Source organism: Paenibacillus sp. GL_099_B, from assembly GCF_057835695.1.
This window is the reverse complement of record NZ_CM174430.1, coordinates 2,638,203-2,660,931: the sequence shown is the minus strand read 5'-3', so window position 1 is coordinate 2,660,931 and position 22,729 is coordinate 2,638,203. Positions and strand designations below refer to the sequence as shown.

Annotated in this window: 33 protein-coding genes and 2 pseudogenes; 1 reads left to right on the top strand and 34 read right to left on the bottom strand. The window is 36.5% G+C overall.

From position 1 onward, the window contains the following. Nucleotides 1-17: 17 nt before the first annotated feature. The 5 genes from AC3ITG_RS12510 to AC3ITG_RS12490 form a co-directional block, all read right to left on the bottom strand. Nucleotides 18-485 (bottom strand): hypothetical protein, encoded by a 468-nt coding sequence (locus tag AC3ITG_RS12510; RefSeq protein ID WP_489253880.1) that lies wholly within the window; start codon nucleotides 483-485, stop codon nucleotides 18-20. 137 nt (nucleotides 486-622) lie between these two features. Next, a complete protein-coding gene (gene cysK / locus AC3ITG_RS12505) occupies nucleotides 623-1,558 on the bottom strand; it encodes a cysteine synthase A (protein ID WP_489253879.1) in 936 nt (311 codons plus the stop codon). A gap of 171 nt (nucleotides 1,559-1,729) precedes the next feature. Further along, the gene (locus AC3ITG_RS12500) at nucleotides 1,730-2,206 is read right to left on the bottom strand and encodes a GNAT family N-acetyltransferase (RefSeq protein ID WP_163760404.1); all 477 of its coding nucleotides are present in this window, start codon (nucleotides 2,204-2,206) and stop codon (nucleotides 1,730-1,732) included. A 63-nt stretch (nucleotides 2,207-2,269) separates the two neighbouring features. Then, entirely contained in the window at nucleotides 2,270-2,824 is a 555-nt protein-coding gene (locus tag AC3ITG_RS12495) for a GNAT family N-acetyltransferase (protein WP_489253878.1), read from the bottom strand. A 213-nt stretch (nucleotides 2,825-3,037) separates the two neighbouring features. Beyond that, a complete protein-coding gene (locus AC3ITG_RS12490) occupies nucleotides 3,038-3,574 on the bottom strand; it encodes a GNAT family N-acetyltransferase (protein ID WP_489253877.1) in 537 nt (178 codons plus the stop codon). 316 nt (nucleotides 3,575-3,890) lie between these two features. On the opposite strand from AC3ITG_RS12490, the gene AC3ITG_RS12485 reads away from it, so the two are divergent. Further along, nucleotides 3,891-4,238 carry a hypothetical protein gene (locus tag AC3ITG_RS12485; RefSeq protein ID WP_063563286.1) on the top strand — a complete coding sequence of 116 codons (348 nt, stop codon included), beginning with the start codon at nucleotides 3,891-3,893 and terminating at the stop codon, nucleotides 4,236-4,238. A 43-nt stretch (nucleotides 4,239-4,281) separates the two neighbouring features. Here the strand turns inward: AC3ITG_RS12485 and AC3ITG_RS12480 are convergent, their stop codons facing one another. The 29 genes and pseudogenes from AC3ITG_RS12480 to AC3ITG_RS12340 form a co-directional block, all read right to left on the bottom strand. Further along, nucleotides 4,282-4,743, bottom strand: coding sequence for a GNAT family N-acetyltransferase (locus AC3ITG_RS12480; RefSeq protein WP_489254455.1), 462 nt, complete (start codon nucleotides 4,741-4,743; stop codon nucleotides 4,282-4,284). A gap of 3 nt (nucleotides 4,744-4,746) precedes the next feature. Next, nucleotides 4,747-5,211, bottom strand: a complete 465-nt coding sequence (locus AC3ITG_RS12475; protein WP_489253876.1) for a hypothetical protein — start codon at nucleotides 5,209-5,211, stop codon at nucleotides 4,747-4,749. Nucleotides 5,212-5,292: 81 nt separating this feature from the next. After that, nucleotides 5,293-6,090 carry an aminoglycoside phosphotransferase family protein gene (locus AC3ITG_RS12470; protein WP_489253875.1) on the bottom strand — a complete coding sequence of 266 codons (798 nt, stop codon included), beginning with the start codon at nucleotides 6,088-6,090 and terminating at the stop codon, nucleotides 5,293-5,295. Nucleotides 6,091-6,102: 12 nt separating this feature from the next. Continuing rightward, nucleotides 6,103-6,381, bottom strand: a complete 279-nt coding sequence (locus AC3ITG_RS12465) for a hypothetical protein (protein WP_063563283.1) — start codon at nucleotides 6,379-6,381, stop codon at nucleotides 6,103-6,105. 27 nt (nucleotides 6,382-6,408) lie between these two features. Next, nucleotides 6,409-7,215: a GNAT family N-acetyltransferase gene (locus AC3ITG_RS12460; RefSeq protein WP_489253874.1), complete on the bottom strand. Its 807-nt coding sequence runs from the start codon at nucleotides 7,213-7,215 to the stop codon at nucleotides 6,409-6,411. A gap of 155 nt (nucleotides 7,216-7,370) precedes the next feature. Next, nucleotides 7,371-7,925 (bottom strand): GNAT family N-acetyltransferase, encoded by a 555-nt coding sequence (locus AC3ITG_RS12455; RefSeq protein WP_489253873.1) that lies wholly within the window; start codon nucleotides 7,923-7,925, stop codon nucleotides 7,371-7,373. Nucleotides 7,926-8,162: 237 nt separating this feature from the next. Then, nucleotides 8,163-8,552: an NUDIX hydrolase gene (locus tag AC3ITG_RS12450; protein ID WP_489253872.1), complete on the bottom strand. Its 390-nt coding sequence runs from the start codon at nucleotides 8,550-8,552 to the stop codon at nucleotides 8,163-8,165. Between the two features lie 8 nt (nucleotides 8,553-8,560). Further along, nucleotides 8,561-9,445 carry a class I SAM-dependent methyltransferase gene (locus tag AC3ITG_RS12445; RefSeq protein WP_489253871.1) on the bottom strand — a complete coding sequence of 295 codons (885 nt, stop codon included), beginning with the start codon at nucleotides 9,443-9,445 and terminating at the stop codon, nucleotides 8,561-8,563. A 13-nt stretch (nucleotides 9,446-9,458) separates the two neighbouring features. Next, a complete protein-coding gene (locus AC3ITG_RS12440; RefSeq protein WP_489253870.1) occupies nucleotides 9,459-9,890 on the bottom strand; it encodes a GNAT family N-acetyltransferase in 432 nt (143 codons plus the stop codon). A 33-nt stretch (nucleotides 9,891-9,923) separates the two neighbouring features. Continuing rightward, a complete protein-coding gene (locus AC3ITG_RS12435) occupies nucleotides 9,924-10,346 on the bottom strand; it encodes a DUF1801 domain-containing protein (protein ID WP_489253869.1) in 423 nt (140 codons plus the stop codon). Between the two features lie 245 nt (nucleotides 10,347-10,591). Then, nucleotides 10,592-11,014 (bottom strand): GNAT family N-acetyltransferase, encoded by a 423-nt coding sequence (locus tag AC3ITG_RS12430; protein ID WP_413377719.1) that lies wholly within the window; start codon nucleotides 11,012-11,014, stop codon nucleotides 10,592-10,594. 47 nt (nucleotides 11,015-11,061) lie between these two features. Further along, nucleotides 11,062-11,511, bottom strand: a complete 450-nt coding sequence (locus AC3ITG_RS12425) for a hypothetical protein (protein ID WP_413377717.1) — start codon at nucleotides 11,509-11,511, stop codon at nucleotides 11,062-11,064. A gap of 42 nt (nucleotides 11,512-11,553) precedes the next feature. Continuing rightward, complete coding sequence (locus AC3ITG_RS12420) at nucleotides 11,554-12,063, bottom strand: DUF1572 family protein (protein ID WP_413377715.1); 510 nt, start codon at nucleotides 12,061-12,063, stop codon at nucleotides 11,554-11,556. A gap of 31 nt (nucleotides 12,064-12,094) precedes the next feature. Beyond that, nucleotides 12,095-12,501, bottom strand: a pseudogene (locus tag AC3ITG_RS12415) (NUDIX hydrolase). 25 nt (nucleotides 12,502-12,526) lie between these two features. Continuing rightward, complete coding sequence (locus AC3ITG_RS12410) at nucleotides 12,527-13,024, bottom strand: hypothetical protein (RefSeq protein ID WP_413377713.1); 498 nt, start codon at nucleotides 13,022-13,024, stop codon at nucleotides 12,527-12,529. A gap of 176 nt (nucleotides 13,025-13,200) precedes the next feature. Further along, nucleotides 13,201-13,623 carry an NUDIX hydrolase gene (locus AC3ITG_RS12405; protein WP_489253868.1) on the bottom strand — a complete coding sequence of 141 codons (423 nt, stop codon included), beginning with the start codon at nucleotides 13,621-13,623 and terminating at the stop codon, nucleotides 13,201-13,203. Nucleotides 13,624-13,663: 40 nt separating this feature from the next. After that, the gene (locus AC3ITG_RS12400; protein ID WP_489253867.1) at nucleotides 13,664-14,164 is read right to left on the bottom strand and encodes a GNAT family N-acetyltransferase; all 501 of its coding nucleotides are present in this window, start codon (nucleotides 14,162-14,164) and stop codon (nucleotides 13,664-13,666) included. 25 nt (nucleotides 14,165-14,189) lie between these two features. Then, nucleotides 14,190-14,738: a GNAT family N-acetyltransferase gene (locus AC3ITG_RS12395; RefSeq protein ID WP_489253866.1), complete on the bottom strand. Its 549-nt coding sequence runs from the start codon at nucleotides 14,736-14,738 to the stop codon at nucleotides 14,190-14,192. 298 nt (nucleotides 14,739-15,036) lie between these two features. Continuing rightward, complete coding sequence (locus AC3ITG_RS12390; protein ID WP_489253865.1) at nucleotides 15,037-15,564, bottom strand: GNAT family N-acetyltransferase; 528 nt, start codon at nucleotides 15,562-15,564, stop codon at nucleotides 15,037-15,039. 157 nt (nucleotides 15,565-15,721) lie between these two features. Beyond that, nucleotides 15,722-16,528: pseudogene (locus tag AC3ITG_RS12385) on the bottom strand (serine hydrolase domain-containing protein); the annotation flags it as partial. A 242-nt stretch (nucleotides 16,529-16,770) separates the two neighbouring features. Then, nucleotides 16,771-17,256 carry a hypothetical protein gene (locus AC3ITG_RS12380; protein WP_489253864.1) on the bottom strand — a complete coding sequence of 162 codons (486 nt, stop codon included), beginning with the start codon at nucleotides 17,254-17,256 and terminating at the stop codon, nucleotides 16,771-16,773. Nucleotides 17,257-17,570: 314 nt separating this feature from the next. Continuing rightward, nucleotides 17,571-18,212 carry a DEAD/DEAH box helicase family protein gene (locus AC3ITG_RS12375; protein WP_489253863.1) on the bottom strand — a complete coding sequence of 214 codons (642 nt, stop codon included), beginning with the start codon at nucleotides 18,210-18,212 and terminating at the stop codon, nucleotides 17,571-17,573. Between the two features lie 241 nt (nucleotides 18,213-18,453). After that, on the bottom strand, nucleotides 18,454-18,669 hold the full coding sequence (locus AC3ITG_RS12370; RefSeq protein WP_489253862.1) for a hypothetical protein: 216 nt from the start codon (nucleotides 18,667-18,669) through the stop codon (nucleotides 18,454-18,456). An 80-nt stretch (nucleotides 18,670-18,749) separates the two neighbouring features. Then, a complete protein-coding gene (locus AC3ITG_RS12365; protein WP_489253861.1) occupies nucleotides 18,750-19,265 on the bottom strand; it encodes a phosphotransferase-like protein in 516 nt (171 codons plus the stop codon). Between the two features lie 64 nt (nucleotides 19,266-19,329). Next, the gene (locus AC3ITG_RS12360; protein WP_489253860.1) at nucleotides 19,330-19,626 is read right to left on the bottom strand and encodes a hypothetical protein; all 297 of its coding nucleotides are present in this window, start codon (nucleotides 19,624-19,626) and stop codon (nucleotides 19,330-19,332) included. A 128-nt stretch (nucleotides 19,627-19,754) separates the two neighbouring features. Beyond that, a complete protein-coding gene (locus AC3ITG_RS12355; protein ID WP_489253859.1) occupies nucleotides 19,755-20,864 on the bottom strand; it encodes a DUF3626 domain-containing protein in 1,110 nt (369 codons plus the stop codon). A gap of 264 nt (nucleotides 20,865-21,128) precedes the next feature. After that, nucleotides 21,129-21,323 carry a DinB family protein gene (locus tag AC3ITG_RS12350; RefSeq protein ID WP_489253858.1) on the bottom strand — a complete coding sequence of 65 codons (195 nt, stop codon included), beginning with the start codon at nucleotides 21,321-21,323 and terminating at the stop codon, nucleotides 21,129-21,131. A gap of 118 nt (nucleotides 21,324-21,441) precedes the next feature. Beyond that, nucleotides 21,442-22,008, bottom strand: coding sequence for a histidine phosphatase family protein (locus tag AC3ITG_RS12345; protein ID WP_489253857.1), 567 nt, complete (start codon nucleotides 22,006-22,008; stop codon nucleotides 21,442-21,444). A gap of 157 nt (nucleotides 22,009-22,165) precedes the next feature. Continuing rightward, nucleotides 22,166-22,594 (bottom strand): NUDIX hydrolase, encoded by a 429-nt coding sequence (locus AC3ITG_RS12340; RefSeq protein WP_489253856.1) that lies wholly within the window; start codon nucleotides 22,592-22,594, stop codon nucleotides 22,166-22,168. Nucleotides 22,595-22,729 lie beyond the last annotated feature (135 nt).

Here is a 22,729-nt window from a genome sequence, read left to right as displayed (position 1 = left end):
ATTGATCAGCCTTAAATTCATTGAATAATTAACTCTTTAGGCATTATCCAAAATTGATTTGTTTCTTTATTAAGTTTTAAGTGAATTGTTTGTTGTTCACCTTTCTTCAATCGTTTGTAACTTGTGCCCATACTGAAGATACTTCTTCCTGGGGTCCATTGCAGTCCACTCACTTGTCTATTATGATGCACTACTAAATACTCATTAGCTTCAATTTCATTTCCCTCAACAAGATTATTGGAGGTATTATTAAATAAGATGTTTACAATTTTTATCTTGGTAGAGACCCTGTCTCCTAGTATATTTTGTTTACCTGTTCCTTCAACAAAAACCTCCACATCAGCTTGGGATGAAACGAAATCATAATTGCCTAATTCTTGACTCGTTCGATCAAGCACTATATATTGATTCAATATTAAATATACACCAATGATTCCAGATACAATGAGTGATAAAGCAACTACTATTTTCCGCTTTTTCGTCACCGAACCTACCTCCAAGACCCTTATCGATTTCCGAGGTTGCATATTACGTTTGTGAATCCATGCCCTCACCAGTTTAAATTCTTCAAAGAAACGGCAACGATGCTTTTAAGCGGTGAGGGCAGCTTAATATTTCCATCTTATGCTTCTGGATAAAGATCTGTTGATAAATATCGCTCACCTGTATCCGGAAATAGAACAACTATACTTTTGTTTTTATTTTCTGGCCTTTTGGCAATTTGCACTGCTGCATATGCAGCAGCACCAGACGAAATACCAACTAATAACCCTTCGGATTTAGCTAAAAAACGTGCTGTTCCAAATGCATCTTCATTGCTTACCTGTACGATCTCATCAACTACAGATCTATTAAAATTGTCGGGAACAAAACCGGCACCAATTCCTTGAATGGTATGCACTCCTTTAGTACCTCCAGAAAGTACCGGGGAATCCGAAGGCTCTACAGCTATAATTTCCACTTTTTCTTTTCTTTGTTTAAGTGTTTCGCCAACTCCAGATATGGTTCCACCTGTACCAACACCACCAATAAAAATATCCACTTTGCCTTCGGTATCTCTCCAAATCTCCTCTGCGGTTGTTACCTTATGTACTTGTGGATTTGCTGGATTTTTAAACTGTTGAGGTATATATGAATTAGGGATTGTAGCCGCAATTTCTTCAGCCTTTTTGATGGCTCCAGACATTCCTTCTGTGGCAGGTGTAAGAACTAGTTCTGCTCCCAGAGCGATCAACAGCTTCCTACGTTCTACACTGAAACTCTCAGGAAGCGTTATGATTAATCTGTATCCTAATGCTGCAGCTGCAAAAGCAAGCCCAACACCTGTATTTCCGCTCGTCGGTTCTATTATCACTGAATTTTGGTTAATTAACCCCTTCTGTTCAGCGTCTTTTATCATTCCATATCCGATTCTATCTTTTACGCTACCTGCTGGATTAAAGTATTCCCATTTAGCAATGATCTTAGCTTCAACTTGATACTTTCTCGCAAAATTAGAAAGCTCCAAAAGTGGTGTATTACCAATCAGCTCTGTGAGATTCTTCGCGATATTAGTCATAATTATACCTCCAAAATACATTTCCAACTAAAATAGTTGGTTTTAATATCACGTTATCATGTATGGTAAAAAAATACAACTATTGAACTTCTACTTTATAACGTAGGAAAGCAAGAGTTATTAAACTGAGCGTGAAACCTTTGTTATAAAATTCTCATCTAAAAATAGAGATCAAAGTTCCAATACTGTTATGAGCTCGTCATGGCACACTTCACCGTTTTCATGGAATCCAAAGCTCTCATATAGCTTTTTGGCAGCCAAGTTATCAGGACTATATGGTATCCAACAATAACGTGCAGGACCAGCTGGGAAAGTTCGAATAAACTCCAATATTTTCTTTAATGCTTCCCGGCCATAGCCCCTGCTCTGGTGCTGTTTGTCAATCATCAGTCGCAAAATACAATAGCTATTGTCAGCAATAACAGGAAGATCATAACCCGTGATTCCGTAAGTTATCATTACAAAACCTACAGGTTGCTCATCTGCGTAAATCGCAAGTGGGAATGGGGAGCCGCCATTGGTTGCAAGAACATAACACGATGCTACACTTGATAGGTTTGATGCAACATATTGTCGCTGCTCTTCTGAAACTTCCAAGTTAAATATAGATCGTCGGTTATCTAGTGTTATTTTTCTGAGCGTTATCATGCAGACTCTCTCCTCACCAAACATTATAGATTTAAGCGGTTTCAAGGTAATACCCAGTTACTCTTATTGGATCTTCTTTCTCATATACAAAGCTATTTCTTCATTTTGGCTATGATTATTTGAATATAGTGATACATCAATTCCTTCAATTTGATAACCACATTGCTTGTAAAAATGAATGGCAGGAACATTCGTATTTTGGGTTTCTAACGTGATCGCTCTGAAGCCTTGTTCCTGGGCAATCTCATTCACTTTATTGATCAACAGTCTCCCGTATCCTTTTCTTATGTATTTTTCATTCACCTGAAGATGCCATATCATCAGCGTATTATTCCAAGCTTGTGGTTCGGAAATTGCGAGCGCTATGATTTTCCCATCTATATATATTCCATAAGAAAATCCCAGTTGTATGATTTCTTCATATCGTTCCAAATCATCTGTACTGTTCAATTCTTCTTTTTCGTAGATGTCATCCAAATTTATCAACGTTAAATTCATACTAAAGGAATCTTGTGTCTCTTTTCTGGTAAGCTCATATTTTTGAGTGGATTCATATCCAAAGCTTCCAAGTTGAAGCCATTCTTCATTCGATAGATTCTCTATTTTTTTGATCTCCATTACATCACCTCAGAATTAAAATACTTTACGATTTGCTTATAACGTTGTTTCATTCTTGCTTATATCTCTTCTTTCGACCTTAATTTCCATATTCCTGCATCCCTACTTATTGTTTCCTATCTGCAAAATTAATAATTCTCAAAAGAAAATAATAATAATCCCGACAGGACAAACCTGGCGGGATTTCGTTTAAATAGATATCGAAATTAGTTATTAGGTAGCAACCACATGATTCATCTCTTCATTTGCCATAAAGTCAGAACGATTCACATAATACAAATCATAAATTTGTTCCGTATTATTTATCAACTTATACACTTCGTGGTATATCTCATTGGCTAATTTGACATAAGGCAATTTTTCAACCGCCTTCTTGGATCTAATGTTTTGTTTTCGAATTTTAAGAAATACCGTTTCAATTTCACGTTGAAGAAACACCTCAGCGAAAAAGGCTTCCTTTGCTCGTTGATTGTAACCTTTTCCGAAATATGGGGCTCCAATCCATGTTGCAAGAAAACCTGTCTTATGTTCCATGTGATATAAATCAATGGTTCCGATGGGATGTCCCAGCTCATTAAGGATCGTTCTGGAAATACATGTGTTTTGCTCTTCTTCATCAATCACCTGTTTAGTTGCAAATAAATATTCTTCATAAGATCGGCACTTATGACGAACGTATGGAAAAACAGCGGGGTCGACCATCAAATCATGAAGTGAGTGGCATTCGTGCAAGTCTCGTTTTTTCAACATTTAAACGACCACCTAGTCCTTTTAGTTCGCTGAGTCAAACAAACTAAGTATATAAAAGGACGTGTGGAATTTAATGAATTCTACATTGCTTTTATGTAAAATTCATCATAGAAATGTTTTCCAGATCACTTGACTGAACATAACGAATATCGCCTGTTTACAGTCTGATTTTCAGAATCATTGACCCGCCGAAACATCCTCACTATCATCGGTTTAGCTGGAACCCTCATCTTCGCTAACAGCACTTCATGCCCATGGATAAAATTTTTGGTTCGAGGAAATATTAATCATACTACTTATCCTTGGGAGTGATGTTATGCTATACCTTATCAGCTTTGTGCTCATGTTTGCTGGCTTAGCCTGTATCAACATTATTTTTTCATATCAAAGCAAGCATATTGACACTCAGTTCTGGTCCACATTCAAATTCCATCTTTGGATGCTGCCTCTATTTCTCGCCGCTAATCTGAGCGTAGGATACGGTGTCAAATTTGGAATGAAAGCTGTCAGCCAACTGGGCTATGTCCTGGTCATTGCCAAATGCATAGAAGTGCTCATCTCCATATGGATGGGATACTGGTTCATGAAGGAAGTCCCTTCTTGGAAAACGTGGATTGGGCTTGTGGTCATCATCATAGGTGTTGTACTGGTTAAACAGAAGTAGGAGTCTTCCTCCGATATATCATCACTGCACCTCTTTCGTTAAATTAAAAAACGAATCGATATACAATTTCATCATCATATACGTCACCGGTCTCAGTAAACTTCATTTTTTCATAAAGCTTTCTGGCAACTTCATTATCTGCACATACAGTTAAATTCAGACACTTGCTATGGACATAGTTCTCTTTTATATAGCTAATTACCGAATCTATCGTCGCTCTTCCATATCCTTTACCTTGGTAGCTTACATCGATCATAAAACCATTTAACCAATAGGACCAAGCTGTTGTTTCATCGACTGTGATCATAACAAAACCCACTAAGGTATCCTCCGTGTTATATATGCAAAATGGTAGATACTTGTACTCATCCCCATCTGGACGAATGTGCACCTTCGCTAGGGACACGGCTACTGATGGAACATAATGATTTTGATTGGCTTGAACTTGTAAGTTTAATGCATCTTTCCAGTTCTCTCTTGTAGTAGGTATTAATCTGATCACAATATATCACTCGTTTCGTTTCGTTTTTATATCCAATGGAAGTTCATTTCCAGTTACATTTTGAACAGGATAATCAAGGCCGGCCCACAGCCTGTTAATGATGTTGTCACTGGTTATTTTACCTTTAAATCCGGTCGAAGTTGTAAGTGTCCCGCTCTCATACATATATACAAGTCTGGAGCCATCATTCTTATTGAATACAATAGAATAATCTCCATCCAAAGATAATCCTTTGCCCTTCGACTTTATTTCACTTAAGTTGGTTAATACGTAGGCGATATCTTTTGTCTCAGTTAAATTAATCATTTGGAGATCACCTTCGTTAGAAGGTAAAACAAAATTATATATTTCAGCATTAACAACTTCGTCAGGCTTTATTGATATAGTGTTTTCCTCTCTTACTACAATTAAAGAAACAATGAAAACAACAATAACAATACTTAAACCAAGTATTAAATAACGCTTTTTCATACTACTTCACCTCTAACGACCACAGCTTGATACAAGCTGAATCATCTTCCCCATAATTACTTCTTAGCATAAAACGTTCAATTAACTCCAATCACCGAAATGTTTCTCAAGGAACCTTACTTCCTTCTCATAATGAGCCAGATGACCCTCTTCAATCATTTTGATAAAAGCTATTTCTCCAGACGCTGCCCGATCAGATAGTGTGGTACACATGAAATGAATTCGAGAAATCACCCATTCCTTCAGATCTGTCGGCACATCCATACCATAAGCGTTAAAAAATAACGCTATACGTCTTTTCCGCTCAGATGCATGATCCTGTTTATTATATGGAACGACTTCTCTTTCATCTTTACCCGGTGAAAAACCTGCTAATGGGACAGAGGTATACAAGCTGTAAACGATATCCCATAGACGCGGACCAGGCCCTGCCATGTCAAAATCGATGATTCCTACAGGCAGCCGATCTTTAAATACAACGTTATACAATGCAAAATCGTTATGGCAAACTACTTCTTCCTTTGAAGAAATCAATGGGCAATTATTTAAAGAAACCGTAATTGTAACAAAATCCACTGTAGCATCATGAAAGCTTTTTAAAAGCTTCGCTACTTTGTCTAAGATCTCATCAGACCACATATAACTTTCAATCTCAGGATAGTCATTTCCCGAAACCACACCATCCAGGTAAGAAAGGATTTCTCTGTCCTGCTCATCTACTCCCAAATATCTAGGGGAATGCGCATAGCCCACCGTTTCAAGGTGCTTAAGCAATTCATATACATACGGATTCGGTATAGCGTCACGCCGAACTGTGCTACCTACTTTTACAACCTTATTCACATTGCCTCCGGTTAGGGCTTCTTCGTACTCAGGCAAAATGAACCCCTCCTAAGATCGGTTTTGTGTGTACCTATTTGTTTTATCCTTTCTGGGATTCCCAGGGAATCCAGCAATCAATAACACAAATCCGACGAAAAATAAGAAATATACGAGAAAACCTGTGAAACCATTATCACTTGCTGGGATTATCTCGCGTGTTTTCCCACCTGAAGCGTATCCCGCTTCCACTATGGCTGTAGATATTCTCACGGAAATTCTATCTAAGGTTGAAATAAAAATACTGCTAATCATGAGAACCGCACCAAGGATTTTATTTGTATTGTTCATGAGCTGCCTCCTAATTCAATCTGGTTCTTATCTTTCAGTCCATGCTGTTCGGATATATCCCAATTTCATTCCAACATGCTCCATATTTCGATGGCTTTGAGATAAAAATGAACATTGCCCTACCACCAGATTACATCCCTTAATCGTGGCTTCCGTTATTCTTCTATTCAAAAGCTGCTGATGTACACCCTGACTTCTAAACTCAGGTAATGTTGCTGCAAAGGTTAAGGATGCCTTTTGATTTTTAATAAACAGAACACTTACCGCAGCAGGGATGTCATTGACATATGCGATGTAAAATTTCCAACCTGGACGATGATAAAGAACCTTATTATTCTGGGCGACATAAGGTATACCGTCATCCGACAAACCGGTGCCCCTGCAATGGATGGTTGCATATAGCTCGAATTGGTCCTCTTCAAGTTCTTGAATTCGGATATGATCTGAGTGATTCTTTTTTTCTTCAGGGTTGATGATCAGAGATGAATGAAATCCCGATGCATACACGCCTAAGTTGGTTAAACGTTTCAAGAAGTTCTGATCCACCACAGATGGAATGACTTCGAACTGAACCTTTCGATCACGCTGTCTATAAAAATCAATGATAGCATCCATGTGTTCCAGATCGTTATTTGTTAAACCCTTCACCGTATTGAAATTGGGCCATGGCATGGTCTTACTGTAGAAACAGATGGCATTTCCAAATTGCTGGATCTCAATTCCTTCTGGATTAGAGTCCCGACCTTGTATAGCAAGCATGCGATCTGTCATATAATCGATTTCCGAGATTTCAATTTCTTTAATCAAATCTAAGGATGGAATCAGTGGATTCATATCTTTACCTCCATTAAAAATAACAATAGAATTTGCATATGGTTTTATAAAAAACAGAAAGCAGTCAGGCGATCTCTAACAATCCATCAAAAAAGTAAAACTTTTTTACCCGGTTTAATTTTCAATATGTATTCCTTCCCCATTTGGTTTGAAATTTATTTTTTCATCTTATTTCTCACTACTCCGTAGTAAATCAGATCCTCATACAGGTCTTCTTTCTTGACATGATCCATCAGTACTCCTTCTTTTAACATGCCAATTTTCTGTATAACTTGTCCGGATGCCGGGTTAGAAGCAAAGTGTCGCGCATATACCTTATGATATTTTTTCACATCAAAAGCGAAGTCTAACATGGCTTTAGCAGCTTCCGTTGCATAACCTTTTCCCCAAAACGGCTGACCTACCCAATAAGATAACTCACCGTTATCGTAACGTTGTTGATTAGATAATGCTATTGCCCCGTATAAATCACCTGTTTCCCTATCACAAATAGCAAATTCATATAATTTATCCGCATTAAAATTTTCGTTATGGTGCTCTATCCAAGACACTGCACATTCTAATGTATATGGGTAGGGTAATGTCAGGGTACTTTTATAAATGTTGTAGTCATTACATAGTCTGGTAACGGTTTCAGCATCTGCTTTCATAAATAATCTTAACAGCAACCTCTCGGTGGTCATCGTTTTATTGAGATCGTCGTACATCATACTATCCCCACCTTTTTTTATTAAAATGGATCATTGCACCTTCAAAATGACTGATTTCTGCTTATTTCAATTTCATTTTATATACCACTTCACCATCCTGATTTTCCATTTCCTGATCAATAAATCCTATCTTCTCATATAACACTCTTGCATGAGCAAGATTAATGAGTTACTTGAGGTCATATTGTTTAGCTATGATTTCAACTGTATCGATTACGTTATATTTTTTAAAATCATTTAAATAGTTTGTGGTAAATAGTCATATAACTCTGATCGGGTTGCCCACATATACTCGCTATGTTCTTCTGAAAGTATCACTTGATCATCTATTGCTCTGCAAAAATATGTAAGTAACACGATCTGTCTATGCGGATCCGTAAAAAAAGTAGTAGAAAATAGTAACTTCTCAACACTCACTTTAAGCCCAGCTTCTTCTTTCACTTCACGAGTCAAAGCTTCTTCTAGTTCTTCTCCAAAATCGATCTTTCCACCAACGGTTTCCCAACTTTCCGCCGCAACTTCATCTGCACCTGAACGTTTTAATATCAATATCCTGTCTTTATTTTCAATGACTCCCTTAACCACAACAACGATGTTGTTTTTCAAGATACCTTCATGTGAACCCACAGTTCTTATCACCCATCTCTACGGACCGTTCCAAATGAAATCTTCATGCTGGCTGCATAAGTCAACCAAGATTCATCATCAAATACCTTGGATAGTGTTAATTCAGCTTCATACTGTGCCTTTGCTTCATGTTGGGTTAAGCCCCGAGTTGATAAGCATTCGGTTACCTCTACTGAATCTCCAGGGTCCTGTCCTATACCTTCTTCTTTCAGTGAGTGATAGAGAATGTTTTTTCTGGCAGAGTCCATGTTTTGATCTAGAAAGTTGACCTTATCACTCATTCTACATTCCACATTCGTTAATCCTAATTGACTCATTAATATGGGCAACCGCATTCCAATATTTCCATCTTTACCTGTACGTATATGATCTTGTTCAAATAATCTCTGTAAAACGCCTAGTTTAATGATTTCACTTTGTTCAACGCCCTCCACATGATAGTTCGCCATATTTCCAATCCAATGAGGTTCAAAACAGATGATTCTTCCACCCTCCAGCACACTTTCAATCATCCTTTGGAGTATTTTCACAGAGTCATCCATATGTAATAAAAAAGCATGACTCAATGCAATGTCATACTTTTTCTCCAATACAACGTCTTCTATATCACAAGTAATAAATTCTGTATTATAAGGAAGTTGGGAGAAAATCGTCTTAGCTTCATTGATTAAAATTTCACCCTTATCTACTCCAGTGTAGGTTGACCCTTTTGGTAACAAAGGGAGCAGTTTAAGACCCAAATAACCAAACCCACACCCATAATCGATAACGCTTACAGGTTTATCTATCTTCCAAACAAAATGCACTAAAAATTGCAGGTAGTCGTCATTGTAATAAAGCCATCTCGTATTTCTTAGGTATTCAATTTTATTATCCCAATAATATTCAGACATTCGATGATGCTCCTTATATTTTCTTTTGTAGCAATACTTCTTCTGTTCTCACATAGTTTGATTTTACGTATGTCTTTATAGCCATTTCATTTCTTTGGCCTGTCAGAATCTTTACACTGGTAACACCTCGTTCTCTGAGTTCCTCCTCTATAAAAGCAATTAGCAACGTAGCCAATCCTCTTCTCCGGGCAACTTCAGCAATATACATTTCTGTGATCTCTCCCTGGAGACCACGATAACAAAAAGATTTAAAATATTGAGCACAAGCAAATCCAACTGTCTGGCCGTCAATAACAGCTAGAGCAATCAACTCATTAGATAAAGCAAGGCTCTCTTTTACTTCTTCTATGGATGTACCTACTCCATTAAAAGCATCATTGAGCTTTAGAAGCTTCGCTGCATCATTTTCGTTCGCCCATCGTATATGAATGTTCTCTTCTTTCATCACGTGACCTCCAATAATAACAGTGAATAGGAATTAATGATTCGGATAGGTTTCTTTCAAGAACTTGATGGATTGGTTGATCAACGCTTGTAATACATCTAGATTGATATCTGCAACTTTATTGACGTATACACATGCTTTTCCTGTCGTATGTTTTCCAAAGTCTTTTAATAGATTCTCTCGCTCGGCATCACCTGTCGCAAAATACAAACTGATTTTTGCTTTTCGAGGAGAAAAGCCCACCAGTGGTGCATCACCTTCGTGACCAGATTCATATTTATAATGATAAGCGCCGAATCCAATAATACTCGGTCCCCACATCTTTGCTTTATACCCTGTTGTTTCAGTGAAAATATCTAATAGCTGATACGCGTCTTCACGTTTTTTGGGACTATCAACACTTTTAATAAATTCAATGACGCTGTTGTCTGTTTCTTTTGTTTTAAGTTTGTACATTGATAAAATCTCCCTTTATATCTTTCGTAGTTGTAACACGTTAAACAGACTTAATATCAGACCAACAATCAGAAACAATATCCATTGTTCGTAACTAATGATTAGAATCAGTTCCCAAAAGCTTGCCGGCCCGGAGTTTGGTTCATCACTGAAGGGATAGGCAAAAATAGCTGGTAGTACTCCAAGGGCTATAAAAACTATTCCAATGATCAAAGAAAGAAAATAAACAGCTCTCTTCAAAGTCATCACGCCCTCAAATAATCAGGAAGTCTTATCATGAAGCGTTCACTATTTCTATTAAATTGATATTGTTCATATAATTCATGTGCATCCAATGTTCCGAGTAACCCCATTAAATCTTTAAAGCGATCCGATTGTGTTATCACTTCAATTAGTTTCTTACCAAGTCCTTGGCCCCTATTTTCCTCATGAATAAAAACATCACAAAGCCAATACATTGTCGCATCATCTGTGACAACTCTTGCAAAACCAACTTGAACTTCTTCTTTATAAATCCCAAAACATATTGAAGAATGGATGGACTTCTCAATTTTTCCATCGGATCTCCTATTGGCCCAATAGCTTCTAGATAAGAAACCCTTTACCGCATGGATGTCCATAAGCTCTTTGTTGTCACTGATAAGATATTCTCCATATATAAAATCCATCAATCCAACTCCTATCAAATATTTTTGTTAATGATTTTCGTTGATTTCTACTCATGGTAATATATCATTATGCCTTCGATTTCCCTTATCATTAGTATTTCTTGATGATCTGTTGTTTTTATAATCCCCTGTTTTTCATGAGCAATTGTTACTAGCCATTCTTTATTATTTTTATAAAAGCATAGATCTTCTAGTAATTCTGGTTGTAACCATTCATATAGTCTATCGACTTTTTTTAATACGATCTGTTTCAATTCCTCGTTACAATCAAAATAAAAAACATCTGCGTAATGGCCAAATAATTGCGTCCCGGGCCAGCCCTCCTGCTTTTTAATCTCTTTAATATAAGGCTTTATTTCTTCAATAAATCTTTTTCCATCTACATTTAATTTAATTTGATCTCTTTTGACCAATATGAACTCATCACACAAGCTAAAAGCCAGAGATACCAATTGTTTATATGTTGCTCCTGTTGGTTCTTCTAGGATTTGTATCATTTAATTCTCCTTTTTTCAGATCATTATTACTTTGTGTTGATATCAATCGTATTGCCAAACTAGCTGTCCTTTCCTGACTTTGGCTGCATATATGATTTGACCAGTGTGATAGTGAATTTCTCTTACCATTGCTATCATTAGATTCAAAACCGTTGTTTCATTATTTACTTGACTGAATGTAAGAGGGGGACGATTAGTGAACGGTTGAGATAACAACAAATTTGGGTTGAAACTGAGGTGTTCGAGATATTGAATGATAATATCAAATGATTCCTTAGTCATGTTATAGGCTTCTTCTATCGACATTTTAAGCCCATGTTCAAACTCCTTATCCCTGTCTCTTGAATCAGCAATATCATAAAATATCGTTTCTATTCTTGAGTGAACACAACCTCTTATATGTGCAACCAGATTTGCAATACTATTACTTTCTTGATTTGGTGACCAGGTGATATCTTCTTCTGATAATTGTGAGATTGCTTGGAGAGTCCATTTACCTTCAGACTTAAATTTAACTAACATACTCTGAATTACTTCTAATTCAATTTCCATGAGCACACTCCAGTTTTATCGTAATCTTGTTTTAGAATTCAATATAAAATGGTTGCAAATCTGGCCTTAAACAATATTCAATTCGTTGTTTGAAGTTCTTCCAAGTCACCTTATTTAATGCTTCCTCTATTGGAAAACATCCTGTCTCCAGGCTTTCACTAGTTACTATGGGTTCTCCCCCAATCGGTCTTGCTAAAAATAATGTATTCACGATTGAACCATCTACATTCTGAAATATTCCACAAAATCGAATAATCTCTATATCAATCCCTGATTCTTATTTTGTCTCCCTGACTGCCGCAACCTGTAAGGATTCTCCTTCTTCAACTTGCCCTTCAGGCATTTCCCATCCTCTTCTAGGTCCCCGGATTAGCAAAATTTCATTGTTCTCATTCATTACAATCGCTGCCGCCGAAACGATAGCTTAGGTGGATTCATAGATATAGATAGTCCTCTCTTAGGGTTATTCGTTTACTTTATCCTTTCCATAATAAAATCCCTTGAGTTGTTCATCAAAAAATGATTTTAATTCGTTTTGTACAATGGAATACTTCGTATCTTTATTCTTTATATCTGTTCGTGTGATATATATTTGCTCAAGATCATATTGGATTGTAATATCTCTTCTTGAATGAAGTCGAAATGCTATTCCAGCACTGATGTTTGAAGGCGTTTGATGAAGTTCGATAATTGAGGATTCAGGCACAGAATTGATCCAGCCAACAATTTTGTTAATTTGTTCATTTGTCAATTTAATATCCACAAATGTAATGTTAGGTGTTTTGTGCGAGTAGACTGCTTTTGTCATTTGGGTACTTTTGATTTGATTAATAGAAATCTCCTTATTTAACTGTTCATTTTTTTGATTTAGATATTGATAAGAGAAATAAGCTACAAGAAGAAGTACTACCGTGATAATGTGCGTTTTCTGTATTTTAATAATAGTATTCCCCCATCTCATATAACGTTTTATGTACTCATCATGACGCCCCTCACGCTTGGATAGCTCTTAAATCTCTTATCTTAAGAAGCTGAGCGTATCAGGTTAGTTCTCCTAGTCTTAGAACATGTACCTGTCAAACCAGGGGGGCGAACGCCACAGTACGTATGTTTTTATCAATTCACTTTATATGTTAGTTACTTAGTTCCTTCATTTAAATATGTTATTTCATTACCGACAATTAAGTTCCTTATCCCGCCTTTATAAAAGGGCATTAATTTATCCGCCTCCTCTATATCCTTCCAAGCAATTTCGGAGATTTCATTAGGTCTTACAATTTGTTCAGTACCTCCAGTAATTTCAGCCCTGAAGACTATAAAAATTGCATGTTCATTTAAATGTTCAAATTTACATTCATTTATAGCCACGATGCCATAGACTTTAACATCAAAACCGGTCTCTTCTTTGGCTTCTCTGATAGCAGCTTGCTCTAATGATTCATCTGGTTCTACTGCTCCTCCTGGTAAAGACCAGCTCGAACGTCCTACATTTTTGACAATTAAGACTTTCGATTTTGATTCGTCTGTAATTAGAGTGTATGTTACGTTGACTCGTTTCATTGTCCCCTCTCCTTTCTGAATATGAGCTGCTTGTCTATCCCTACGAGATTTCCAATTCATATTTAACTTGCGTTTTGCTGTGCCCTTCTATTGTTTCGATCATCTCTTCTATTTCTTTAAATCCACTTTTCTCATAAAATGCTCTTCCTATATGATTCTCTTTCCCTACCCAAGCAAACAGTTTATTTATTGGCTTTAAAACTTGAGTGAATCTCTGAATGAACTCTTTACCTATCCCCTTTTTGTGATATTCAGGTCGTATATAGATTCTTAGCAATTCGTATTCTTCTTCTTTCACTTGTCTTGTTTGAGCATATCCAACGACTTTGCCATTGAATTCAGCTATTAAAAAACTCCGTTTGGCACTTTGAACATCTCTCTCGACAGATCGACTTAAATTCTCAACTGAATATGCTCTACTTAAAAAATTTTGTATGTAGCCTTCGGAGTAAATGCCTTTATAAGTATAATTCCATGTTTCTTGAGCTATGGATTGAATGTGTGGGATATCCTCATTTGAAACAAATCTAATTGTAATCATCTGGTTATCCTTCTTTCGTTAGTTATTAATGAACTTTATAATCTTTCTTAAGAAATGCATAAATGGCATTATCAACAAATCGATTCTTCCAATAATAATTATCCTTTAATATGCCTTCTTCTATAAAGCCGATTTTCTCAAGAACCTTTCTTGATCCCACATTCGCTGGTTCTACAAATGCTTCAATTCGGTTTAAACCAAGATTATTGAAGCCATATTCAATTACCTTTTCAACCACCTCAGTCATATAACCTTGATGCCAATATTCAGGTGTTAGTTCATATCCAATGACAGCTTTATAATGATTTTTCATCCAGCCGTGAAAGCCACATGTTCCAATTACTTTGTTTTCCGACTTCAAAGTGATTCCCCAACGAATGGCTTGTCCTGTTTCAAATCTTTCATTCCATCTTTGAATTAAATCTTCTGCTTGTTTAATATTTGTAAAACTCTCCACATCATAAAACTTCGTAACCTCATCTAATGAAAAGCATTGAAATATATCTGAGGAATCATTCTTTGTTAGCTCTCTTAATACAAACCTTTCTGTTTCTAACTTAGGAAACTGAGACATTTTAGTTCTCCTTAATGGTTTAAGTAGTTTCACTCAGCGTCTCTAGGATTCAAATAAAGATAAATCCATAGAAATTAGTCATCTATCATTCCCTTTAATCAGGAAATTATATGCACTAAGTACCAACCCATATTATTACATATATGAAGTAAATCAAGCAAAAAAAGCAGATGGTCTCACATCTGCCCCGAACTATGGAGAAAGCCATGCAGCTGATTTAAAGTTTTCTCCATGCTCTTGATCTTAATTCCCAAGTATCAGTAACAACTGTTTCGAGGGCTAGGATAAGCCAGAGCTATTATTTATTTTCCTCGAAGGCCATTCTCCAGTCATTACATCGTATGTTAGTCCCAATAGGGTATTCAAAATCACACTCACCAATATACGAAAAGCCTAGCTTGCGACAAATGGCATTCGAAGCGGGATTTTTGGTTTTAGGGAAAGCGTGAATGAATTTATGTTTCTTCTTTTCAGAACGGATGGAAGCTATGGCCTTCGCTGTTGCTTCTGTCGCTATTCCTCTACCTTGAAATTCCGATAAAACACTCCACCCTATCTCGTAAATAGATTCTTCATTCCAAGTCTGATTCCAATATCCCACACTACCTACGACTTCAAGATGCGGAAGCAAAAGGATCTTAAACATTTTCCCTGTTCCATTTTGGGCGATTTCATAATAGCGCTTATGGCGAGCTAGAATTTTCTCCTCAGTCTCTGGTCCTCCGAAGTGTACTGTCATCTCAGGCGAATTTAATTGGCGAAGCAAACCTAGATCTCCTTCGTCCCATAGTTCAATTCTTACCTCTGGCGCATTCCTTTGTTCCATCTCACTCACCTCACTGTTTTTATTTGTAACCAAATTTAGAGGAAGAGATTTACTATTCTTAGTTCAATTATATCAGAACATATATTCTTATAAAGTAAAAATTTATCATCATCATTTAAGATGGAATAACTGATATCATTTAAGCCAAGTTCACGGTTTATAGATCTTCTATGTACTTACAGACCAAATTCCCAAATGTTTTGATATCCTCAAGATAATCGTACCCCAACGGATTTTGTTCAGTCTGATTATACATTCTTACCGCTACAGTTTTACACTTAGGAATGACAAGACAGGCACATCCAGTGGCACCCAGAGACTGAAAAGAACCATGTGGTAGTTTATCACCTAATTCTGTATTAGACCGCGGCTCATCTTGCACAAACCAAAAAAAACCGTTTTTCGGCAATTGTTGTTCCAGGTCAGGAGGACTAATAATAGTGGTTGTTTGTTCGAATATTTCTTTAGGAAGTATCTGCTTCCCGTTTATAGCTCCCTTATTCAAATGCAGATAACCCCAATATGCCAGTTCCTTTGTGCTCATAAATAAGTTAGCTTGGTTACCTTGATCATCCTTATATTGCTCATTAAGCCATACTAATTTTTCATTATTTTCCTTTCTCCATCCTGTTTGGCTAAAGCCCATAGGTGAGAATAAACGCTCTGCGAGTAATTGTGATAAAGGGATTTTATATAATTTCCGAATAATCTCAATTAGCAGATTAACACCAATATTATTGTACTTCCAGCCAGTTCCCTGAAGAAACAATCTATTATGCAGATCACCTAAACCATGAGTGTGGGTTAACAAATGTCGTATTGTTATATGCCTTAGTGCTTCCCTATCTAACTCATTCAAGTAGTCCACAACAAGATCATCTATACTTCTGACCTTACCTTCATGTAATGCAAGACTAATAGCAAATCCTAAAAATGTTTTTCGAACTGAAGCAACATTAAATTGTGATTCCTCATCATCTCTTACTCCCCAAGTTCAGTGGTAAAGATCAATTTAAACCCCGGAGGGGTTTACTCCGCTTACTAGCGTAAATGGTGACTATTTCATTTAACATTCCCGTATTCACGCTAACTAGTAAATGAACTCCAGTTGTAGCCGCTTAATTCTCCTTCCTCGAAATTCTCCTGCAAGACCTTGGGCAAGTGCGCCAATGTGTAATATGTTGTTAGTAGAGCCTTCTTCCTGAGTTACTCACGCTTCTTGTAAATTTCTTTACCGTTATTATCGAAAATTATTAAGTTCTCTACTTCATTAATTTGAGTATTAGGAATCAAATAACCCTTTTTTTCCGTAATCCCTCTTGAATATGACTTACCATCAGTATAAGTAATTAAAATACGATCAGCTCCAGAGCTTAACATCTTGTTATTAATTATAACTGCTATATATGGATTTCCGTTTCCTACAGTCACAGGATCTGAATAATTTATTCCCCACGATAGTTTTTGGTCATATACCTTCCCATGTTGATCTGTATAAAGGGTAATTAATGAATTTTCGAGCAAAATGATTGCTGAGTCCTTAATCCATATACTATCTTGTAAGTCTAAACGATGACTATTTACATAATCAGTGATTTGTTCATTGGTTGGGGCGTTATATATTAGCTCGTTCTTGTTACACCCCATTAATAAGGTTGAAATGAATAATATAAACACTATACATTTTTTCATTTTTCGCTCCTTGTATATATATCCGGCATTTCACATAACGCTCCTGTATTAACGATGTCCGACGAAATCGAATGTTTTACTGAGCCAGCTTCCCTGAAATCCATTCCGCAGACCAAGGTTCCGTAAGGAGCCGCTGCGCGAACATATTGTTATCTGATTTCGGCTCATATCCTTGACTAAAGACAGGACGTCAGGAGCCGCATGATTTTTATAATTCACTATGACCAAACTATCATGCCCTGTTATTTAAACAGGCTACCTTATATCGGTAGCCTGACCCGTAATACATATAAAATTAACAAAGGATGCTCATATCATAATTCAAAATGCTCACAAACTAATCTGAATTGTTCTTCTATACCCAAGTCAGGTGTTCTTTCAAGTGTTTTGATATTGTTATTAACGCAGGCATTTCTAATTTCATGGGAGAATTTCACCATAGTTTTGTTGCCATGTTTAATCGTTTCCGCTGGGTTTGATGTAAGGTTAATAACGTCCAAAATCATCTTATGATCTTCTCTAAAGTAATATAGCCTTTCTATTTCTTCATCAGATGTATAAAGACACATCATTCTTTCTTTAGGAATAAAGGGTAAAATGTGTTCAGGCATTATTCCTAAATCGATAATGATTGGTTTATCCGTTGGCATCTTCAATAAATCAATAACGAAAAATTCCATCATCTCTACAACAATTTCACAAAGCCACCGAAATACCACATCAGTTGGCCTATTAAACCACTCCTCCCAGTTTAAACCGGGATGGGGATATTGAAGAGCAGGATATTCAATCGGATTAGTGAATGGTCTATACTTCAAGACATCATCGCTCAATGTTTGAAATCCTAACTCTGCAACAAATTTCTTTGTCATCGTTGTCTTTCCCGCGCAACAACCACCATTTAACCAATACACATGCCTTAATTGTTCTTTTAAATAATTGTTATTTATTCTCATTTTAATCCTCCTCAATTTTTAATATTGAGGGAGATTACGGATTCTTATCGGTTTTTTATACACACAACAAAACCACATAATATAATCCTCCTTTTCTTATTTATACCTAAATAGTATTCGGCGAATTATAGTTTACTCCTTCATTTACCATTAATCTGTCCGTTAGATTAATTATTAAATTTACAACTTCGAGCCACATGACATTGCGATTGACTTTCTTTCATGTCTTTAGACCGAGCAGCTACCATTCTGCCTGTGATCGATACTTATGTAAAAATTCTTTATAGTCTACGTTCCTTGAATAATCCTGAATTTCACCAGCAAAAAAATGTGATGAATCTTTTGTTGTGACAGCATCCGGTGCAATATTCCCAAGCAAAAAAGGCGTCTTATCTACATTAGATAAGGAATCTGCAATTCTATTCGCCACAATCAGATGCATTATTCTTGAACCCATACTTCTTCCTCCCTTCAATGAAAGTTTGAAGTGTGTTTTCCTTATTCTGCTTCCTTGAACTGATATTTTCTAACATTAAATTATTTTTTGAATACTGATGTGATAATCATTTCTGCACATTCTTCCGGCGTATTCAAACTCGTATCGACTGAAAAGCTATAGCGAATGTGTTGCGACATTATTTTATTTTGCTCATCGGATTGATCTTCTCTTCTGTCACCACGTTCTATATTTCGCTTACGACAAAGATCTAACGGGCAGTACACCTCAACGATATCCAAAGGATATCCATCAAATATATCTTGGACTTTGTCATAATTCGGCTTCAATTCCGGTCTTTCAACAAGTACCCCATCGATTAAAACATTCTTTCCATGATCCGAAAATAATTTTGCTGTATGATACATTAGAATGATGGCTTCACTTAAATACTTCCAGTAGTCTGTTTGCAAATGTTTATCACCAATCGTATTTTCAAAAAGATCATTGGCCACAACATAAAAAAAGGGTTCATCGTAATTTTGCATCGCTTCTACGATTGAAGTTTTACCTGAACTGGTTACGCCATTCAAAAATATAATTTTCCCTTTATCCATTTTCTCATCTTCCTCTGCATGGGTTATGTTTGAGTGTCTACGACTTCTTCGAATTGCTAAATATCTAAAACTGTACCTCTTTTAATTTCAATTTTTTTATGAACTGTTCAATTAAGTTGAATATGAGGGCACTACACATACCAATTTCGTAAAAGATGATAACTTCGTGCGAAAAGAATAGATCTATTCCATGTTCAGCTCCTGTAATTGCTAACAATAGTATTGTAATTATTAACCCACCAAATAGATGCACTATTAAATCAATTAGGTTGAATTTATAAGAAACTCTTGAGGTTTTTATTATCGCTGATGCTATTACTGAAAATGGAATGCCCCCAATACCATATAACAGCATGAACATTATTATCCCCAATAAAAATGTACTTCCGAACTCGTCAGGAAAGAATATCGTTGCGCACATAAAAGACATAATAATCGTTGATAATACAGCACTTGTTAATTTTATTAATAATGATTTCTTCAGTAGAATCATCCTTTATACAGCTTATCAATCGATTTACCATATCGAACGAGTATATGCCACATGTATTTTAATTCCTGAAGCACTTCTTCGTAATTACCTCTGTCAGACCAGAGATCAGGATTGTGCTTCAAATCGTTGACAGCATTCCCGATCACATTAGCGTCAATGTTACCGTTGCTTGCAATTTGCTTCGCTAATGATGGCATGGTTGGACCCCTAAAATCAGAGGGCACTTCCTCTGCACGCATCGCAAATCCCATATGCCAAAATAGTTCAATGGAATATTTGATGCAGATTTGCTCTAAATAATTCCCTATTTCCGTTCCTTTGAACGATGGGTCAGCTACTAAAATTTCCACATCATCTTCAAGATATATATCTCCATGAATTTGAGTTTCGATAAAATGGTTGAGATTCCGATGTGGGGCCAGTTTTGACGGATCCTCTAACGGACGTTCTAGATTGTACAATAGCTGATCTATCAATTTTTTAGGAGTAAGATCTTTTTCTCCAATAGCATAATCCCGAAAGAAAGCATCCGTAAAAAGCGCAGATAAAATATCGTCTAATTCCTCATATGTTCCCTTTTCCTTTGGAGCATCTTGAGAGCCACCGTAAGTGAACGTACAGCGATGTGAAGCATTCGGTTTTAAAAGAAAATAACAAGAGCCGAATCGTGGAGACGGTCCATCCGGATGTAACAACAAATGAAGAGCACCATACTTTGGCCGTTCAAAGTTGGTTGTACCTTCTAACTGATATGCTCCGCCAAATAGTTTTTCCTCCCAAAGATCTCTTGCACCACCTGAATAAGCCGATACGCTCCCATTGGATATGAAAGTCTCGAACTGACTTTTATAGATCCCCTGCTCTAATAAAGATTGAGCCACACTTTTCATATCTAAAACCGGACGATCCGGATGAAAATGCAAAGCCACCCTTGCATGGGATTCAATCTTATGAACTGCTTCTTCAAAGGTATTCCAAGGAATATTTGAAAACTGAAAAATTTCTTTGAGTGATGTTTGAGCTGCTCTTTTTTGGGATCTTGCGCAATTACTTATATATTCAATTGCTGCGTTCTGAGATCTTGTAAGTTTTCTGTTGTTCGACACAAGAAACACCAACCTCTTCTAAAATTGAGATCTCAATCTACTCTATAATATAGTTTTTGACTAGATATAAAATTGCAAATATTTCGTTCGCTTTCTGATTTTCATGACGTCCTACCGATTTAAGGCTGCGTTTAAGAGCCGACCACGATGCGGTTAGTCGGTTCAGAGGTATTTGCTGAATTCGCTTCACAGCCGATTCGCGGACCGAGGGCCGATGATGTTAAGCGTAGTTGTTGTCTTCTTTGAAACTTACAATATACCACCTTACCAACCTTTTGATATTATTAGTGATTCAATTTGTGCAGTGTGATGGAGGTTATGCCACATAAACCTTTGAAGTGCTACATCTAATGTTATTACGCCTAGAACTTGAGTTCTTAGCTTCCTCTGAAAGTCATCAGGGGTTAGATTATTGAGAAGAATAATAAAGCGTTCGTGGAGTATTTCTAGCAGTCGCATTGAATTTCAAATAGGTATCTTCACCGAATTGCTTAGGACAGACCAAAGGGACTTGTCCCTCGCAGCGTGAATACGCTGTCATGTAATGCCACATTCCTCCTTGATGACCTTAGGAGATCTAATCATTCCACATTCTTGTTACTTTCTTTAATTCTAAGTCCTCGAATTGCATTTTATAAATATCTGGTTTCTTTAATTGATTCAAAAACTCCAAACCAAAAGCTGAATCAAAATGATTCATCATCAAAGTCATCACAAGACCATGAGTCCCGATTGCTATTTTCTTCCCTCTGTTCTCTTTTAGTAAGGGTTTTAGAACTGAGATTGCTCTTTTCTGACAATCAGCATTGGACTCTCCACCCGGCAAAGTATAATTATAATCACTAAAACTATCTTTGATACTAGACATTAACTCTGCATTTTCAATATTATAAGATGCAAATTTTCGTTCTCTGAGATCTTCAAATACTTTAATATCTAACTTTAAGTGCTCGGCCAATCCCTCAACACTCAGAATTGCTCGAGTATAAGAACTTGATATAATCATGTCTATTCCTTCACCTATAAGTAACTTCGTTACTTTTTCAATATCGATCTTTCCTTTTGGGGTAAGCCCTCTTGTTCTTTCATTTCCTTCGTTGTATGGTGATTCTCCATGCCTAACCATATAGATAATTGTCTTCATATAAGCCTCCTTTAGATGCTTTCATTAAATGTCACACTATGATTTCACATAAAGTTGATATTCCAAAGTTTCAAATAACGTTGGTGTATTCGCGACGTCCATTCCCCTTAGATAGCTCTTATCTTAGGGGAATGGACGTCGCGAACAACTAACAAAATTACTTATTGCCTTCGTTAAAATATGTTATTTCATATCCATCTATTAATCTTCTTAATCCATCTTTATAGTAAGGCATCAATTGTTCAGCCTTCTCTATATCAATCCAAGCTATTTCAGAAATTTCATTAGGTCTAACTATTTCTTCATTCCCACCGATTACCTCACCTTTAAATGTTATAAATATTACATGTTCTTCTTTTTCCGGAAATTTACATTCATTTACTGCCACTATTCCATGAACTTTAATATCTAGTCCAGTTTCTTCTTTAGCTTCCCTTATTGCTGCTTGGTCTAATGATTCTTCTCTTTCAACAGCTCCGCCTGGAAGTGACCATCGGTCACTAGAATCATCTACATTCCTTACCATTAATATTTTGGAATTGGTTGGGTCAGTAATTAAGGAATAAACTACATCAACTCTGATCATTATGTTTGGCTTCCCTTCTGATTTAGATCTGAATATCTTTCACATAACGCTCTTGTATTCACGAAACGACCCAGCCTTAGATAGCTCTTCACTTAAGCTGGGTCGTTTGTTGTCTGTGTTCTTTCATGATTATAC

Bases quoted from the DNA above. Each gene is read 5' to 3' on its own strand.
- AC3ITG_RS12440 (WP_489253870.1), bottom strand. From the start codon at position 9,890: ATGAAAGAAGAGAACATTCATATACGATGGGCGAACGAAAATGATGCA.
- AC3ITG_RS12495 (WP_489253878.1), bottom strand. From the start codon at position 2,824: ATGGAGATCAAAAAAATAGAGAATCTATCGAATGAAGAATGGCTTCAA.
- AC3ITG_RS12420 (WP_413377715.1), bottom strand. From the start codon at position 12,063: ATGGAAATTGAATTAGAAGTAATTCAGAGTATGTTAGTTAAATTTAAG.
- AC3ITG_RS12375 (WP_489253863.1), bottom strand. From the start codon at position 18,212: ATGAGAATAAATAACAATTATTTAAAAGAACAATTAAGGCATGTGTAT.
- AC3ITG_RS12370 (WP_489253862.1), bottom strand. From the start codon at position 18,669: ATGGGTTCAAGAATAATGCATCTGATTGTGGCGAATAGAATTGCAGAT.
- AC3ITG_RS12435 (WP_489253869.1), bottom strand. From the start codon at position 10,346: ATGTACAAACTTAAAACAAAAGAAACAGACAACAGCGTCATTGAATTT.
- AC3ITG_RS12390 (WP_489253865.1), bottom strand. From the start codon at position 15,564: ATGGAACAAAGGAATGCGCCAGAGGTAAGAATTGAACTATGGGACGAA.
- AC3ITG_RS12445 (WP_489253871.1), bottom strand. From the start codon at position 9,445: ATGTCTGAATATTATTGGGATAATAAAATTGAATACCTAAGAAATACG.
- AC3ITG_RS12430 (WP_413377719.1), bottom strand. From the start codon at position 11,014: ATGGATTTTATATATGGAGAATATCTTATCAGTGACAACAAAGAGCTT.
- AC3ITG_RS12345 (WP_489253857.1), bottom strand. From the start codon at position 22,008: ATGAAGACAATTATCTATATGGTTAGGCATGGAGAATCACCATACAAC.
- cysK (WP_489253879.1), bottom strand. From the start codon at position 1,558: ATGACTAATATCGCGAAGAATCTCACAGAGCTGATTGGTAATACACCA.
- AC3ITG_RS12365 (WP_489253861.1), bottom strand. From the start codon at position 19,265: ATGGATAAAGGGAAAATTATATTTTTGAATGGCGTAACCAGTTCAGGT.
- AC3ITG_RS12475 (WP_489253876.1), bottom strand. From the start codon at position 5,211: ATGAAAAAGCGTTATTTAATACTTGGTTTAAGTATTGTTATTGTTGTT.
- AC3ITG_RS12405 (WP_489253868.1), bottom strand. From the start codon at position 13,623: ATGAAACGAGTCAACGTAACATACACTCTAATTACAGACGAATCAAAA.
- AC3ITG_RS12485 (WP_063563286.1), top strand. From the start codon at position 3,891: ATGCTATACCTTATCAGCTTTGTGCTCATGTTTGCTGGCTTAGCCTGT.
- AC3ITG_RS12395 (WP_489253866.1), bottom strand. From the start codon at position 14,738: ATGTCTCAGTTTCCTAAGTTAGAAACAGAAAGGTTTGTATTAAGAGAG.
- AC3ITG_RS12350 (WP_489253858.1), bottom strand. From the start codon at position 21,323: ATGCGACTGCTAGAAATACTCCACGAACGCTTTATTATTCTTCTCAAT.
- AC3ITG_RS12455 (WP_489253873.1), bottom strand. From the start codon at position 7,925: ATGATGTACGACGATCTCAATAAAACGATGACCACCGAGAGGTTGCTG.
- AC3ITG_RS12410 (WP_413377713.1), bottom strand. From the start codon at position 13,024: ATGAGATGGGGGAATACTATTATTAAAATACAGAAAACGCACATTATC.
- AC3ITG_RS12380 (WP_489253864.1), bottom strand. From the start codon at position 17,256: ATGAAAAAATGTATAGTGTTTATATTATTCATTTCAACCTTATTAATG.
- AC3ITG_RS12500 (WP_163760404.1), bottom strand. From the start codon at position 2,206: ATGATAACGCTCAGAAAAATAACACTAGATAACCGACGATCTATATTT.
- AC3ITG_RS12340 (WP_489253856.1), bottom strand. From the start codon at position 22,594: ATGATCAGAGTTGATGTAGTTTATTCCTTAATTACTGACCCAACCAAT.
- AC3ITG_RS12425 (WP_413377717.1), bottom strand. From the start codon at position 11,511: ATGATACAAATCCTAGAAGAACCAACAGGAGCAACATATAAACAATTG.
- AC3ITG_RS12465 (WP_063563283.1), bottom strand. From the start codon at position 6,381: ATGAACAATACAAATAAAATCCTTGGTGCGGTTCTCATGATTAGCAGT.
- AC3ITG_RS12460 (WP_489253874.1), bottom strand. From the start codon at position 7,215: ATGAATCCACTGATTCCATCCTTAGATTTGATTAAAGAAATTGAAATC.
- AC3ITG_RS12360 (WP_489253860.1), bottom strand. From the start codon at position 19,626: ATGTTCATGCTGTTATATGGTATTGGGGGCATTCCATTTTCAGTAATA.
- AC3ITG_RS12400 (WP_489253867.1), bottom strand. From the start codon at position 14,164: ATGATTACAATTAGATTTGTTTCAAATGAGGATATCCCACACATTCAA.
- AC3ITG_RS12490 (WP_489253877.1), bottom strand. From the start codon at position 3,574: ATGTTGAAAAAACGAGACTTGCACGAATGCCACTCACTTCATGATTTG.